Here is a 13,706-nt window from a genome sequence, read left to right as displayed (position 1 = left end):
CCTGTTCCGTCGTGTCGTTCCGCAGAAGGTGACCCTCGTGAGATTCCGCAAACTGGCCGGAGCCGTTGCGCTCGTTTCCTCCGTAGCGCTGGGTGGCTGCGGCTACCTGCCCGGTGGGGGGCCCGACAGTCGCACGGTCACCGTCTGGCTGATGCAGGACAGCGTTTCCCAGGGCTTTCTGGACCGCTTCACGGAGTCGTACGAGGAGGAGAACCCCTCCATCGAACTGGAGTTCGTCATCCAGGAGTGGGGCGGCATCGGCCCGAAGGTCCTGGAAGCCCTCGACAGCGATGACGCGCCCGACGTCATCGAGGTCGGCAACACCCAGGTCGCGCAGTACGCGGAAAGCGGTGGACTGCGCGACCTCACCCTCGAGTCGATGCGTGACCTGGGCAGTGAGGACTGGCTTCCCGGCCTGGCGGAACCGGGCAGCATCAGCGGTCAGCAGTACGGGATCCCCTGGTACGCGGCCAACCGTGTCGTCATCTACAACAAGGACCTCTTCGCCCAGGCAGGGATCACGAAGCCGCCCAAGACGCGTGAGGAGTGGATCGAGGCCAGCGAGAAGCTCGACGGTGACGGCCGGCAGGGCATCTACCTCGCGGGCCAGAACTGGTACGTCCTCGCCGGATTCATCTGGGACGAGGGCGGTGAACTCGCCGACGAGAACGGCGGGGACTGGCAGGGTGCGCTGGGCTCGCCCGCCGCACTGAAGGGGATGGACTTCTACAAGGAGCTCCAGGCGCTCGGCGACGGGCCCAAGGACGCCGACGAGCAGACGCCCCCGCAGACCGACGTGTTCGCCAAGGGCGACGTCGCCCAGATCATCTCCGTGCCGGGAAGCGCCGCCCTCATCGAGCAGGCGAATCCTGATCTCAAGGGCAAGCTCGGCTACTTCCCCATACCGGGCAAGACCGCGAAGAACCCGGGCGCCGTCTTCACCGGCGGATCCGACCTGATCGTGCCGAACAAGGCCGACGAGCGCGCCGCGGGCATCGACGTCATCACGGCCCTGGCGAGCGAGAAGTGGCAGACGGACCTTGCCAGGACGATGAGCTACGTGCCCAACAAGCCCGCTCTCGCCCGAGTCATCGAGGGGCAGGAAGGAACGGCCGCGATGGCCGAGGGGGCCACCCAGGGCCGTGCCACACCCAATTCGCCCCACTGGGCCGCCGTCGAGGCCGAGAATCCCATCAAGCCGTACATGACCGCAGTGCTGCAGGGCGGCGATCCGGCGGAGGAAGCGAAGGCGGCGTCGGAACGCATCACCGCGAAGCTCACCACGGGCTGACAGCGAGCCGGGAGCGACGGCCGAATCCGGCCCCCCGGGATTCAGCCGTCGCACATCCCCGCTCTCCGTAGCGGTCATGTCAAGTCCAGCCGGTCACGGAAGAAGTAAGGGGCCGGGCCGCCGCACTCCAGCGGGGGCCCGGCAGCCGCCCTGCTGATCCGTCCCCGGAGACTGCCATGACCGTGCTGCCCCTTCCCCTCGCCTCGCCCGTTCCCGCCGCTGCCCGGGCGGTCCCTCCGCAGGGCGGGGCCCCCACCGCCCCCTCGGGGTACCGGGTTTCGCTCGCCACCTGCGAGGAGGACGTACGCGCCGCCCAGCGCCTGCGCCACCAGGTCTTCGCCGGTGAGCTCGGCGCCCGGCTCGACGGCCCCGAGCCCGGCCTGGACAGCGACGCCTTCGACGTCCACTGCGACCACCTCCTGGTGCGCGAGGTGGCCACCGGGGACGTCGTCGCCACCTACCGGCTCCTTCCGCCCGAAGGGGCCGCGAGGGCCGGCGGGCTGTACGCGGAGAGCGAGTTCGACCTCAGCAGGCTCGGACCCATACGCGACGACCTGGTCGAGGTAGGCCGTTCGTGTGTCCACCCGGCCCACCGCGACGGCGCGGTGATCGCGCTGATCTGGGCCGGACTCGCCCGCTACATGGAGCGAACCGGACACACCTGGCTGGCCGGCTGCTGCTCCGTACCCCTCGCCGACGGCGGCGCGCTGGCGGCCAGGAGCTGGGACACCGTACGCACCCACAACCTGGCCCCCGAGAAGTACTGGGTCACTCCCCACCGCCTCTGGGACACCTCAGGACACCCCGCAGGGGGCGCGGGAGGCCGGGCCGCGCTGCCGCCCCTGCTGCGCGGCTATCTGCGCCTCGGCGCCTGGGTCTGCGGGGCCCCCGCCCACGACCCGGACTTCAACGTCGCCGACCTCTACGTCCTGCTCTCGATGCGCCGGACCGACCCCCGCTACCTGCGCCACTTCCTCTCGCTCGCCCCCCTGCGATGAGTGCCTGGCTGCCCATGGCCCCGTGCACCCCGCACGACTGCGCGGGACACCTGGGCGAGCGGCGCGCCCCGCTGTCCGCCGCGGCCCTGCTGTTCGCCGGGTGCGCGCTCACGCTGCTCGGGGTGTTCTGCGTACCGGGCGTGCTGCTCCTGGGCCCGGCGGGCCGCGACCGGCTGGTCCGCCGGTGGGCGTACACGGTGGTGCGGGCCTTCGGCGTACGGGTACGCGTCACCGGCGGGCCGGAGGCGGCGGCACGCGCACCGGCGGGGGAGCTCGTGGTGGCCAACCACGTCTCCTGGCTGGACATCCCGCTCGTCGCCGCCGTCTTCCCGGCCCGGATGGTCGCCAAGAGCGAGATCCGGAACTGGCCGCTGCTCGGACCGCTCGCCGCGCTCGGCGGCACGCTGTTCATCGAACGGGACCGGCTGCGGGCCCTGCCGGCCGCAGTGCGGACCCTGGCCGCGGCGCTGGGCTCAGGATCACGGGTCGCCGTCTTCCCCCAGGGCAGCACCTGGTGCGGCCGGAGCACCGGCGGCCGGTTCCGGCCCGCCGCGTTCCAGGCGGCGATCGACGCGGGCGCCGCGGTCCGGCCGGTGCGCATCCGGTACCGGACCACGGACCTGAGCACCGCCGGCGCCGCGGCGTTCGTCGGGGACGATCCGCTCGCCGCCTCGCTCTGGAGGGTGGTGACGGCCGCCGGGCTCACGGCCGAGATCAGCGTCCTCGCGCCGATCCCGGCAGGCAGTGAGCCCGACAGACGTTCACTCGCGCGGGCCGCTCAGTCGGCCGTCGCCAGCGACAGCGCGAACCGGCCCTCGGAATCCGTCCACCACTGAGCCAGCCGCAGCCCCGCCGCGGCCAGTTCGTCCCGTACTCCCTCCTTGCGGAACTTCGCCGAGATCTCCGTGCGCAGTTCCTCGCCCGCCTCGAACGAGACCACCAGATCCAGCTCGGGGATCTTCACGGTCTGGGCCCGCCGGGAGCGCAGCCGCATCTCGATCCACTCGTTCTCCGGGTCCCACACGGCCACATGGTCGAAGTCGTCGAGCTGGAAGTCCGCTCCCAGCTCGCGGTCCACCACCGTCAGGACGTTCTTGTTGAACGCGGCCGTCACCCCGGCCGCGTCGTCGTACGCCGCGACGAGGGTCGCCTCGTCCTTGACCAGGTCCGTGCCGAGCAGCAGGCTGTCGCCGGGTGAGAGGCGTGCCCGTACGGACTTCAGGAACTCCGCGCGCTCCTTCGGCAGCAGATTGCCCAGCGTGCCGCCCAGGAAGGCGACCAGCCGCGGCCCGGGGCTGTCGGGCAGCTCCAGGACGTGCGTGAAATCGGCGATGAGGGCGTGCACGGAGAGCCCGGGACGCTCGGCCAGCAGCGCCTCGGCCGCGCCCGTCAGGGCGCTCTCGCTGACATCGACGGGTACGTAGGTGTGCAGTTCGGGCAGAGCGTCCAACAGATGCCTGGTCTTCTCCGAGGAACCGGACCCCAGCTCGATCAGGGTCCGCGCCCCGGACGCCGCCGCGATGTCCGCGGCGTGCGCGATCAGGATCTCCCGTTCCGCACGGGTCGGGTAGTACTCGGCCAGACGGGTGATCTCCTCGAACAGGTCACTGCCGTGCGCGTCGTAGAACCATTTGGGCGGCAGCGTCTTCGGATGCCGGGTCAGGCCGCTCAGCACATCGGCGCGCAGCGCCGCGTCCGTCGCGTCCAGAGGCAGGGTGCGGGTCAGCAGGAAGGGACTCACTCAGTGGGCTCCTTGAGCGGGGTGAGCAGAACGTCGGTGCGGGTCGCGGCCAGCAGAGTGCGGTCGGGGACCTCGCGCCAGTACGGATCGTCGTCGTACGGCTCCGAGGCCACCACCATGCGGCGGCCCGGTTCGTCGAGGTACCAGAGCGAGTCGCCCCACGCGGTCGCCACGATCGTGGAGCCGTCGGTGAGCAGCAGATTGAGGCGCGAACCGGGGGCGGCCGAGGCGATGTCGACAACGGTGTCGGCTACCGCCTGCGGTATCTCGTCCCCCGCGGCTATCCGATGGAGGATCAGCGCCCAGATCAGCGCCGAGTCGGTCCGTGCCTCCAGTGCGAGCAGCTCCGCAGGCGGCAGGGCGCCGGCCAGCGGTGCCAGGGAGTCCGGCCAGCCCTTCACCGCCCCGTTGTGGCTGAAGAGCAGGCGGCCGGCGGCGAACGGTGCGGCGGCTGCCTCGCCGTCCGCGCCCGCCCACGTCGCGTCCCGGACCGCGGCGAGAACAGCCGTGCTGCGCACCACCCGGGCCAGATCGGCGAATGTCTCGTCGCCCCAGATGGGCCCCCGGCGGCGGTAGCGCCCCGGAGCGGGATCGCCGTCCGCGTACCAGCCGACGCCGAAACCATCGGCGTTGACCGTGCCGTGCTTCTGGCGGCGCGGCTCCCAGGACTGGCGTACGAGCGAGTGTGCCGGGGACACGAGCACGTCGCCCAGGGCCATCGGGGGCCCCAGGCAAGCAATATGACGACACATCAGATATCCCTCGCAGTCCGGAAGCCGGAGAAGATCTGTCGCCGCACCGGAAGGTCCCAGTTGCGGAACGTACCGCGGCAGGCCACCTGGTCCACGGCGAAGGAACCACCGCGCAGCACCTTGTGCTCAGGACCGAAGAACACCTCCGAGTACTCCCGGTACGGGAACGGCGCGAAGCCCGGATAGGGCAGGAAGTCGCTCGACGTCCACTCCCACACATCGCCCATCAGCTGCCCCGCGCCCGACGGGGACCGGCCGGCCGCGTACGCGCCCGCGGCGGCGGGGCGCAGATGGCGCTGTCCCAGATTGGCCCGTTCGGGTGTCGGGTCCTCGTCGCCCCAGGGATAGCGCAGGGAACGTCCGGAGGCGGGGTCGTGACGGGCCGCCTTCTCCCACTCGGGCTCCGTCGGCAGCCGTCGGCCCGCCCAGCGGGCGTACGCGTCCGCCTCGTACCAGCTGACGTGGAGAACCGGCTCGTCCGGCGCGACCGGCTCGGTCACCCCGAAGCGCCGGCGCAGCCACTGCCCGGCGTCGCGGTGCCAGAACAGGGGTGCGGTGAGACCGTGTTCCCGGACCATGTCCCAGCCCCGGGGGTCCCACCAGCGCGCGTCCGTGTACGCGCCGTCATCGATGAAGCGCTGGTAGGCGCCGCAGGTGACCGGAGCGGTGTCGATGAAGAAGGCCGCCACCTCGCGCCGGTGCGCGGGCCGTTCGTTGTCCAGCGCCCAGGGCTCGGTGGAGGTGCCCATGGTGAAGGGGCCCCCGGGGACGAGGACTTCGGCCGGCCGGGACACCGCGTCGGTGGGCTCCGGCGGCTCCGGCGCACTGAGCACCGCGGGCCCCGACCGCAGCTGATGGGTGATCAGCATCGTCTCGTCGTGCTGCTGTTCGTGCTGGGCGACCATGCCGAAGGCGAAGCCCGCCTGCTCGAGCCGCCGGCCGCCGCCGTGCAGCGGCGCACCGTCGAGGATGTCCAGAGCCCGCCCGCGTACGTCGGCGGCATAGGTCCTCGCCTCCGCGGGCGCCAGCAGGGGCAGCGAGGGCCTGCTCGCGCGGGAGTGCTCGAAGGCGTCGTACAGGCCGTCGATCTCCGGGCGCAGCGCCTCACGGCCGCCCACGGCGCGCAGCAGCCACAGCTCCTCCTGATTCCCGATGTGCGCCAGGTCCCAGACCAGGGGCGACATCAGCGGGGAGTGCTGGGCGACGAGTTCGTGGTCCTCGACGCTGTCGGTGAGCAGCGCGGTGCGCTCGCGGGCGGTGAGGAGGGCGGCCAGGGCGCGCTTGCGCAGGGACTCGGTGTCCAGGCCGGGTTCGGTGGGAGACGCAGGAGTGTCGGTCATCGGGCCGTGCCCCTTCCGTGCCGCGGGGCGGATCCGTCACCGGACCCCGCTGCCGCTGGGGCGAGCAGATCGTCGGCCGGACATCGGCCCCGGGCCACGTAGCGGTCGTGGAAGGCCGCGACGGTGTTCTGCACGTGGTCGCTCGCCCCGATCCTGGGCAGCGCCTCCAGTGCGGCCGCGAAGCAGGCGGCGGCCGCCGAGGCCAGTTCCGGATCGCTCAGCCCGTCACGGGCGGCGGCTGTCCAGAGGGGGTTGCGGGGTGCGGCCAGCGGGCCGGCTGTCTCGGCCAGGGGCTTGACGGTGCGGTACACGGTTTCGGCTGCCTCCGGGTCGTCGAACATGGCGGTCGTCACGGCCAGCGGCACCAGCCAGCCGTCGGTGCCGGACTGGGCGTCGATCATGCGCAGCTCCAGGTGCCCGCGCGGGCGTACCGGGGGGAAGAGCGTCGTGATGTGGTAATCGAGGTCGGCGCGCACCGGAGGCCGTGGTCCGCCACCCCGGATCCAGTCCCTGAGCGTCAGCCCGTCCGGTACGGCCCACGGCGCCTCGCCGTTGCGGATACACAGCACCGGCGTGTCCAGGGCGTGCGCCGCCCAGGCGTCGCGGGGCGCGAGGCGGCTGCTCGGCGCCAGCGTCCGCGCCGGATCGAGGTCGGCCCACAGCGACTGCCGTGTCGAGCGCCAGCCCGAACGCCGCCCCTCCCGGAACGGCGAATTGGCGAAGGCCGCGACGAGGACCGCGCCCAGCAGGTGCCCGAGCTGCCAGCGCCGCCCGTAGCCCAGCGGTCCCGGCTCCTCCTCACCGGCGTCCAGGCAGACCTGGATGGACGCGGACGTGCACATCATGGCGCGACCGGCGGTCCCGGACCGGTCGAGGGCGGTCTCCATGGCCGCGTAACGGGGCTCCTGCAACAGGCGGCGGGGCGGGTGCCACGGATCCACGCCGAGTCCTACCGGTGCGAGGCCGGCCCGGCCGAGGGTGTCGCGCACGCTCCTCATGTCGGCGGCGGTCCGGTCGACGCACGCCATGAGGGAGGCGGCGGGCTGCGAGCTGAGCTCCAGCTGACCGCCCGGTTCGAAGGTCAGGGCCGCGTCGAGCGGAGTGCCGCGCACGGCTTCCGCGGCGGCGGCGAGCCGGTCGTGGGAGACGGGGACTTCGGGATTCTCAAGGTCGTGAATGAGCCATTCGAGTTCCACGCCGACCGTCCGGGGCGGTCCCGTCTTGAAACATATGCCGCGCAGCAGATCCTCCGCCTCGTCCTCGCCGAGGAGCTCCGCGTCGACGGGCGAACTGTGATCGCCGGGTGTGTCCGGGGGCATGCTGGGCCTCCTTTTTGGGGTGCTTCCCTACCACCCAAACCCTTACCGAGAGTTCGCACAAGGGTGCCCCTGTGGGACGGAAAACCGGTTGCGTCCATGCCGCCCCGGCGTCCAGCATGCCCCGTATGCACCACACGGGGGCGCGCCCATGAGCGCACGACTGCGCGGCATCGCGCGAGATACCGAGGCCATTGTCACGGCCGGTCGCTACCGCGCGCCCGACGGGCGCGAGGTCAGCATCGAGCGTGCCCTGACGGCCGCGCTGTCCGGCACCAGGCTGTACGGCCCGGAGCCGGTACCGGTCGCCGTCCTGGACACCGACCGCACCCCGTCCTTCGAGGTCACCGACGAGAGCAGTCTGCAGGCGGCGCACCGGATGACCGCCGGATCGACGGCCAGGGTCGCCGTCCTGAACTACGCCTCCGCCCGCAATCCGGGAGGCGGCTACCTGAACGGGGCGCAGGCCCAGGAGGAAGCCCTGTGCCGTGGCTCCGCGCTCCATTCCACGCTGCTGCGCGCCCCCGAGTACTACGCCCACCACCGCGAGGAACGCAGCGCCTTCTACACCGACCGGGTCATTCACTCACCGGGGGTACCGGTCTTCCGCGACGACCGGGGGAGGCTCCTCGACACCCCGTACACCGTGGGCTTCCTGACCTCACCCGCACCCAACGCCGGAGTGATCCGCAGGCAGACTCCCGCGGAGGCCCACCGCATCCCGGCCGCGCTCGCGAGCCGCGCCGAACGGGTCCTCGAAGTGGCCGCCGTCCGCGGCTACCGCAGGCTGGTCCTCGGCGCCTGGGGGTGCGGGGTCTTCCAGAACGACCCGGCCGAGGTGGCGGGCGCCTTCCGCACCCTTCTCGCCGACGGCGGACGGTTCGCGGGCCACTTCGAACAGATCGTCTTCGGCATCCTGGACCGCAGTCCCGAATCCCAGGTCCGGGCGGCCTTCACCCGGGTGTTCGCCGGTCAGCTCCAGCCGTAGCGCTCCCGCAGCCGCACCACGACCAGATCGAACCTGTCCCGGTCCAGAGCACAGGCCTCACGGCGCATGCCGTCCTCGTCGACCCTCAGCACCCGGTCCAGATCGACCCAGGACGGCCGCCCCGAGCTGTCCCACGGTCCGGCGCCCAGGGCGACCCACTCGTGGTCCCTGTCGTGCTGCTTGCTGGACAGCTGTACGGCGAGCAGCGTGCCCTCCTGCTCCCGGGCCACGACCAGGACCGGCCGGTCCTTGCCCCGCCCGTCGTTCTCCTCGAACGGCACCCACGTCCAGACGATCTCTCCCGGGTCGGGATCGCCGTCGCGGTTCGGCGCGTACGAGGTGCGGACCGGTCCCACGTCACGGGGGTCGGCCTCTGCCGTGGCGGCCGGGCCGCTGCGTCCGGGGAAGTCGGAGGAACTGTCACTGCTGTAGTTGGTGTGCTGGAACGTCATCGCAACACCGTAGAACCTGGACGGCCCAATCCGTGGAGCGGGTCCGTGAAACGGGGTTCAGGCTCGACCTCATGATCACCCCCGCCCTCACCGCACACCTGGCCCGCGCCGTCGCGGTCGCCGGGCTCCTCGCAGCGACGTTGCTGCCCACGGCATCTGCCACGGCGTCAGCCCCGGTCCCCGATCCGCCACCCGCCACGGCCGAGGGGCCGTCAGGCGGCCCCTCGACAGCGCTTCCCCGTACGGTGTCGGCATGGCTGCCCTACTGGGACCAGGAAGGCGCGTACCAGGACGCCCTCCTCCACGCCGACCAACTGCACACGGTCAGCCCGTTCTGGTACCAGGCGGTGTCGGCCGGCCGGATCGACGCACACCCCGGCGCGGGCGAACGACGCATCATCGACGGACTGCACCGCGCAGGAGCGAAGGTCGTCCCCACGGTCATGGAGACGATGGAGTCCGGAGCCCTCGCGGCGATCCTCACCAGCCCCGCCCGGCGCACCGAGCACGCCGACGCGCTGATGCGCACCGTCGCCACCCGTGACTACGACGGCCTCGACCTGGACTACGAATCCATCGCCGCCACGGGCGACGCCACGTACGCCGCCGTACGCGACGGGTTCACCGCGCTGGCGACCGATCTCTGCCGGCGGCTCCAGGGCATGGGCAAGCAGTGTGTGATCACCGTGTTCCCCAAGACCGCGACCACCGGCCGCATCTGGGACTACGCGGCCCTCGGCCGCGTCGCCGACCGGATCAGGATCATGGGCTACAACCTCCACTGGTCGGGCGGCGACCCCGGCCCGCTCGCCGACACACGCTGGTACGAGGACATCCTCACCCGCGCCACCGCCCTCGTCCCGGCGGCCAAGCTCGAGATGGGGCTCCCCGCCTACGGCTGGGACTGGCCCGCGGACAGCGACAGCACGTCCGCGACGAAGCACGTCACCTGGAAGGAGGCCGAGGCGCTGCGCAAGGAACAGGGCGCGCCCTACCGGCTCGACGAGGTCTCCGGAACGCCGTACTTCACCTACGACGACGGCACGGAACTCCGTGAGGTCTGGTACCAGGACGCCCGCGGCGTCGCCACGCATCTGCCGGTGCTGCGCAGGCACGGCGTCACCAACACCGTGCTGTGGGCACTCAATTTCGAGGACCCCGAGCTCTGGCCGGTACTCGCCGGCGGGTGAACCCGGCAGCCCCGTCCGGCCCGCGGCCCCGGTGCCCCCGGGCCACGGGCCGGACCGGCGGGTCTGGAAGACTGCCCGACGCCATGAGCCAGTTACCCGAGCAGCCCGCCGACATCTCCGTACCGACCAGCGCCGACGTGGCGCGCCTCGCCGGAGTCTCCCGGGCCACCGTGTCCTACGTACTGAACAACAACTCGACCGTACGGATCAGCGAACCCACCCGACGACGGGTCAGGGAAGCGGCCTCCGACCTCGGCTACGTCCCGCACGCGGCTGCCCGCAGCCTGCGCGCCGGACACACCAGGATGGTGCTGCTGGCCGCCACGCACGTGCCTGCCGGACCACTCCACCAGCGCTTCCACCAGGATCTCCAGACAGATCTGCGCCGTCTCGACTACACCGTCGTGCAGTACGGCAGCGTCGGCCTCGACGCCGACGAGGCGGTCAGGGCGTGGGCGGAGCTCCGCCCCGTCGCGGTCGTCTCGCCGGGCGGCATCACCCTCACCCCGCAGGGCATAGGGGTGCTCACCCGCTCCGGGGCCAAGGCGGTGATCACGCTCGGACCGGAGCCCGTGGACGGCGCACACGCGCTCGTCATGGACCAGCGCCAGGTCGGCAGCTGCGCGGCCACGCACCTGCTGTCCCGCGGCCGCCGCCGGATCGGGGTGGTCATGCCCCAGGACCCCGGTCTCGCGGTGTTCTCCGAACCACGGCTGGCCGGCGCGCTCCGTGCGGTGGAGGAGTCCGGGACCGATGCCCGGATCCAGCCGCTGCCGTTGCGGTACGAGGAGGAGTCGGCCGGGGAGCTGGCCGGCCGGTGGCGGACACTGGGCCTGGACGCCGTCTTCGCGTACAACGACGAATACGCCATGCTCCTGATGAGGGCGTTGCAGGACGCCGGCGTCCAGGTGCCCGCGGAGACGGCCGTCATCGGTGCCGACGACCTGATGCTCGGCAGGCTCCTGCGGCCCCGTCTCAGCAGCGTCAGGATGGAACTGGCGACGGCACAGCCGCTCGCGGAGATGATCGACCGCCTGGTCCAGCACCCCAGCGGTGCGCCCGAGCGACACGACCTGCTGCGGGCCCGCTCCGTGCCACGCGAGTCCAGCTGAACGGGCCGTGAGGGGTGTCACGACGTGCGCAGCCGACGGCGGATGTCTAGCGTCTTCGGCATGAGCCATCCGCAGAGCTACGAGATCCTGCTGGTCCCGGAATTCAAGGAGTCCGCCGGCGCCCCCACGCCCGGCGCCGCCATTCGCTCCGCGGTCGTGGCGGCCACGGGGGACACGGGGGCGTCGGGGTACCCGCGCTACGCGGGGGACGGCATGGAGGCGGACATCGACCCGGCGACGCACACCGTGGAGGCCTTGCTGGTGGACGGGGCGGAGCTGGACTACGGCCTCACGGTCCGGATCGCGGAGCGCAGGGGCGGGACGGGGGAGGCCGGGACGGCGACGGAACCCGCCGGGGAGTCCGAGGCGGGGGAGTCCGAGGCGGGGGAGCGAACCGCCGAACCCACGGAGGAGACGGGGGACCGCTGAGCCCGCCCGTACGTGAGGGCCCGGCCGTACCGGCCGGGCCCTCACCACGTCTGCCGCAGGGCCGCAGGGACTACGGCTGCTCCTGCTGAGCCTGCTTCTGCTCCTCGACGGACTTGCGTACTTCGTCCATGTCGAGCTTCCGCGCCTGCCCGATGACGTCCTCGAGGGCGGCCTCGGGGAGTGCTCCGGGCTGGGAGAAGACCGCCACGTTGTCCCGGACGATCATCAGAGTGGGGATGGACCGGATCTCGAAGGCCGCCGCCAGTTCCTGCTGCGCCTCCGTGTCGACCTTGGCGAAGACCAGGTCGGGGTGGCGCTCGGACGCCGAGTCGTAGACCGGCGCGAACTGCTTGCACGGACCGCACCAGGAAGCCCAGAAGTCGATCAGTAGAAAGTCGTTGTCGGTCACGACCTGATCGAAGTTTTCCTTGGTGAGCTCTACGGTGCTCATACTCTGCTACCTCTTCCTCTGCCCGTTCGGACCTGTCCGGCACAACGGTGACGTCGCTTTCCCTATTCCGCCTGCCCATGTGGCAGCGGCGCACACCCACGACCAGACTGTCCTCATGACTGATGCTGGGGAGAACACGGAGTACGACGTCGTGGTGATCGGGGCCGGTCCCGTGGGGGAGAACGTGGCCGACCGCACCCGGGCCGCCGGACTGAGCACGGCCGTTGTCGAGTCGGAGCTCATCGGCGGTGAATGTTCCTACTGGGCCTGCATGCCGAGCAAGGCGCTGCTCCGCCCGGTCGTCGCCCGCGCCGACGCGCGCCGCGTCCCGGGCCTGAGCGCCGCTGCGGAGGGTCCCCTCGACGCGGACGCCGTCCTTGCCCACCGTGACGGGATGACCTCCCACTGGAAGGACGACGGCCAGGTCGCGTGGCTGGAGGGCATCGGCGCGGACATCTACCGGGGCAAGGGCCGGCTGACCGGAACCCGGACCGTTTCCGTGACCGCCCCGGACGGTACGCGGAAGCAGCTCACCGCCCGGCGCGCCGTCGCCGTCTGCACCGGCAGCAGGGCCGTCGTTCCCGCGCTTCCCGGCATCGCGGACGTCCGCCCCTGGACCAGCCGCGAGGCGACCAGCGCCAAAGAGGTGCCCGGCCGCCTCGTCGTCGTCGGAGGCGGAGTGGTCGGCGTCGAGATGGCCACCGTCTGGCAGGGGCTCGGCTCCCAGGTGACGATGCTGATCCGCGGCCGGAGGCTGCTCCCCAAGATGGAGCCGTTCGCGGGTGAACTGGTCGCCGAGGCGCTGACCGAAGCAGGCGTCCGGATCCTCACCGGAGTGTCGGCCACCGTCGCGCGGAGGGCGGGCAAGGACGGCCCCGTGACCGTCGAACTGGACAGCGGGGAACAACTGGAGACCGATGAGATCCTCTTCGCCACCGGCCGGGCCCCGCGCACCGATGACCTCGGCCTGGACACGGTGGGACTGAAGCCCGGCTCCTGGCTCGCCGTGGACGACAGCTGCCTGGTCGAGGGCAGCGACTGGCTGTACGCGGTCGGCGACGTCAACCACCGGGCGCTGCTGACGCACCAGGGCAAGTACCAGGCCCGTATCGCGGGAGCCGCGATCGCGGCCCGCGCCCAGAAGACACCGCTCCTGGAGACGGACCGGTGGGGTGCGCACGCGGCCACCGCCGACCACGCCGCGGTACCCCAGGTCGTCTTCACCGACCCGGAGGCCTCCTCGGTCGGCCTCACCCTCGCGGAGGCGGAAGCGGCCGGCCACCGGGTACGGGCCGTCGACCACGACCTGGCCGCGGTCGCCGGGTCGGGCCTCTACGCCAAGGGGTACAAGGGCCGCGCGAGGATGGTCGTCGATCTGGACCGCGAGATCCTGCTCGGAGTCACCTTCGTCGGACCGGGCATCGGCGAACTCCTGCACTCCGCGACGATCGCCGTCGCCGGCGAGGTTCCCATCGACCGGCTGTGGCACGCGGTCCCCGCCTACCCGACGATCAGCGAGATCTGGCTGCGCCTGCTGGAGACGTTTCGCGGGTAGCGGCCGCCGTTAAAGCTAGATAGTGGAGGCGCTCACGTGTGGGAAGTGGAGACACGTGGGCGCCACCGACGGGTGTCCCGACCTCGGCGGC

Annotated in this window: 14 protein-coding genes; 8 read left to right on the top strand and 6 right to left on the bottom strand. The window is 71.8% G+C overall.

Going from position 1 to position 13,706, the window contains the following annotated elements; translation table 11 throughout:
* Positions 1-37: 37 nt before the first annotated feature.
* From OG257_RS04780 to OG257_RS04770, 3 genes are all read left to right on the top strand, one after another.
* On the top strand, positions 38-1,291 hold the full coding sequence (locus tag OG257_RS04780; protein ID WP_329205006.1) for an extracellular solute-binding protein: 1,254 nt from the start codon (positions 38-40) through the stop codon (positions 1,289-1,291).
* A gap of 176 nt (positions 1,292-1,467) precedes the next feature.
* Positions 1,468-2,289, top strand: coding sequence for a GNAT family N-acetyltransferase (locus OG257_RS04775; RefSeq protein WP_329205005.1), 822 nt, complete (start codon positions 1,468-1,470; stop codon positions 2,287-2,289).
* Positions 2,286-3,125, top strand: coding sequence for a lysophospholipid acyltransferase family protein (locus tag OG257_RS04770; protein ID WP_329205004.1), 840 nt, complete (start codon positions 2,286-2,288; stop codon positions 3,123-3,125). The genes OG257_RS04775 and OG257_RS04770 overlap by 4 nt, the downstream gene beginning before the upstream one ends.
* On the opposite strand, the gene egtD is transcribed toward OG257_RS04770, so the two are convergent.
* The 4 genes from egtD to egtA are packed head-to-tail and all read right to left on the bottom strand — an operon-like array spanning position 3,068 to position 7,441.
* Positions 3,068-4,030: an L-histidine N(alpha)-methyltransferase gene (egtD, locus tag OG257_RS04765; RefSeq protein ID WP_329205003.1), complete on the bottom strand. Its 963-nt coding sequence runs from the start codon at positions 4,028-4,030 to the stop codon at positions 3,068-3,070. The two genes, OG257_RS04770 and egtD, sit on opposite strands and share 58 nt — an antisense overlap.
* On the bottom strand, positions 4,027-4,782 hold the full coding sequence (gene egtC / locus OG257_RS04760) for an ergothioneine biosynthesis protein EgtC (RefSeq protein WP_329205002.1): 756 nt from the start codon (positions 4,780-4,782) through the stop codon (positions 4,027-4,029). The genes egtD and egtC overlap by 4 nt, the downstream gene beginning before the upstream one ends.
* On the bottom strand, positions 4,782-6,122 hold the full coding sequence (gene egtB, locus OG257_RS04755) for an ergothioneine biosynthesis protein EgtB (RefSeq protein WP_329205000.1): 1,341 nt from the start codon (positions 6,120-6,122) through the stop codon (positions 4,782-4,784). The genes egtC and egtB overlap by 1 nt, the downstream gene beginning before the upstream one ends.
* Positions 6,119-7,441 (bottom strand): ergothioneine biosynthesis glutamate--cysteine ligase EgtA, encoded by a 1,323-nt coding sequence (gene egtA / locus OG257_RS04750; protein WP_329204998.1) that lies wholly within the window; start codon positions 7,439-7,441, stop codon positions 6,119-6,121. The genes egtB and egtA overlap by 4 nt, the downstream gene beginning before the upstream one ends.
* Before the next feature lie 148 nt (positions 7,442-7,589).
* Between egtA and OG257_RS04745 the strand changes: the two genes are divergently transcribed.
* Positions 7,590-8,426, top strand: a complete 837-nt coding sequence (locus OG257_RS04745) for a TIGR02452 family protein (protein WP_329204996.1) — start codon at positions 7,590-7,592, stop codon at positions 8,424-8,426.
* Here the strand turns inward: OG257_RS04745 and OG257_RS04740 are convergent.
* Positions 8,411-8,878 carry a type II toxin-antitoxin system PemK/MazF family toxin gene (locus OG257_RS04740; protein WP_329204995.1) on the bottom strand — a complete coding sequence of 156 codons (468 nt, stop codon included), beginning with the start codon at positions 8,876-8,878 and terminating at the stop codon, positions 8,411-8,413. The two genes, OG257_RS04745 and OG257_RS04740, sit on opposite strands and share 16 nt — an antisense overlap.
* 71 nt (positions 8,879-8,949) lie before the next feature.
* Between OG257_RS04740 and OG257_RS04735 the strand changes: the two genes are divergently transcribed.
* From OG257_RS04735 to OG257_RS04725, 3 genes are all read left to right on the top strand, one after another.
* The gene (locus tag OG257_RS04735; protein WP_329204993.1) at positions 8,950-10,068 is read left to right on the top strand and encodes a glycosyl hydrolase family 18 protein; all 1,119 of its coding nucleotides are present in this window, start codon (positions 8,950-8,952) and stop codon (positions 10,066-10,068) included.
* A gap of 83 nt (positions 10,069-10,151) precedes the next feature.
* Positions 10,152-11,180, top strand: coding sequence for a LacI family DNA-binding transcriptional regulator (locus tag OG257_RS04730; RefSeq protein WP_329204991.1), 1,029 nt, complete (start codon positions 10,152-10,154; stop codon positions 11,178-11,180).
* Positions 11,181-11,240: 60 nt separating this feature from the next.
* Complete coding sequence (locus OG257_RS04725; RefSeq protein ID WP_329204990.1) at positions 11,241-11,609, top strand: hypothetical protein; 369 nt, start codon at positions 11,241-11,243, stop codon at positions 11,607-11,609.
* 70 nt (positions 11,610-11,679) lie between these two features.
* On the opposite strand, the gene trxA is transcribed toward OG257_RS04725, so the two are convergent.
* Complete coding sequence (trxA, locus tag OG257_RS04720) at positions 11,680-12,060, bottom strand: thioredoxin (RefSeq protein WP_329204989.1); 381 nt, start codon at positions 12,058-12,060, stop codon at positions 11,680-11,682.
* A gap of 115 nt (positions 12,061-12,175) precedes the next feature.
* Between trxA and OG257_RS04715 the strand changes: the two genes are divergently transcribed.
* The gene (locus OG257_RS04715; RefSeq protein WP_329204987.1) at positions 12,176-13,615 is read left to right on the top strand and encodes a dihydrolipoyl dehydrogenase family protein; all 1,440 of its coding nucleotides are present in this window, start codon (positions 12,176-12,178) and stop codon (positions 13,613-13,615) included.
* Positions 13,616-13,706 lie beyond the last annotated feature (91 nt).

This window comes from Streptomyces sp. NBC_00683 (genome assembly GCF_036226745.1).
Lineage (GTDB): Bacteria > Actinomycetota > Actinomycetes > Streptomycetales > Streptomycetaceae > Streptomyces.
This window is presented reverse-complemented; position numbering and strand designations above follow the sequence as displayed.

Bases quoted from the DNA above. Each gene is read 5' to 3' on its own strand.
- OG257_RS04775 (WP_329205005.1), top strand. From the start codon at position 1,468: ATGACCGTGCTGCCCCTTCCCCTCGCCTCGCCCGTTCCCGCCGCTGCC.
- OG257_RS04745 (WP_329204996.1), top strand. From the start codon at position 7,590: ATGAGCGCACGACTGCGCGGCATCGCGCGAGATACCGAGGCCATTGTC.
- OG257_RS04770 (WP_329205004.1), top strand. From the start codon at position 2,286: ATGAGTGCCTGGCTGCCCATGGCCCCGTGCACCCCGCACGACTGCGCG.
- OG257_RS04730 (WP_329204991.1), top strand. From the start codon at position 10,152: ATGAGCCAGTTACCCGAGCAGCCCGCCGACATCTCCGTACCGACCAGC.
- OG257_RS04740 (WP_329204995.1), bottom strand. From the start codon at position 8,878: ATGACGTTCCAGCACACCAACTACAGCAGTGACAGTTCCTCCGACTTC.
- OG257_RS04735 (WP_329204993.1), top strand. From the start codon at position 8,950: ATGATCACCCCCGCCCTCACCGCACACCTGGCCCGCGCCGTCGCGGTC.
- egtA (WP_329204998.1), bottom strand. From the start codon at position 7,441: ATGCCCCCGGACACACCCGGCGATCACAGTTCGCCCGTCGACGCGGAG.
- OG257_RS04715 (WP_329204987.1), top strand. From the start codon at position 12,176: ATGACTGATGCTGGGGAGAACACGGAGTACGACGTCGTGGTGATCGGG.
- OG257_RS04725 (WP_329204990.1), top strand. From the start codon at position 11,241: ATGAGCCATCCGCAGAGCTACGAGATCCTGCTGGTCCCGGAATTCAAG.
- egtB (WP_329205000.1), bottom strand. From the start codon at position 6,122: ATGACCGACACTCCTGCGTCTCCCACCGAACCCGGCCTGGACACCGAG.
- egtC (WP_329205002.1), bottom strand. From the start codon at position 4,782: ATGTGTCGTCATATTGCTTGCCTGGGGCCCCCGATGGCCCTGGGCGAC.
- trxA (WP_329204989.1), bottom strand. From the start codon at position 12,060: ATGAGCACCGTAGAGCTCACCAAGGAAAACTTCGATCAGGTCGTGACC.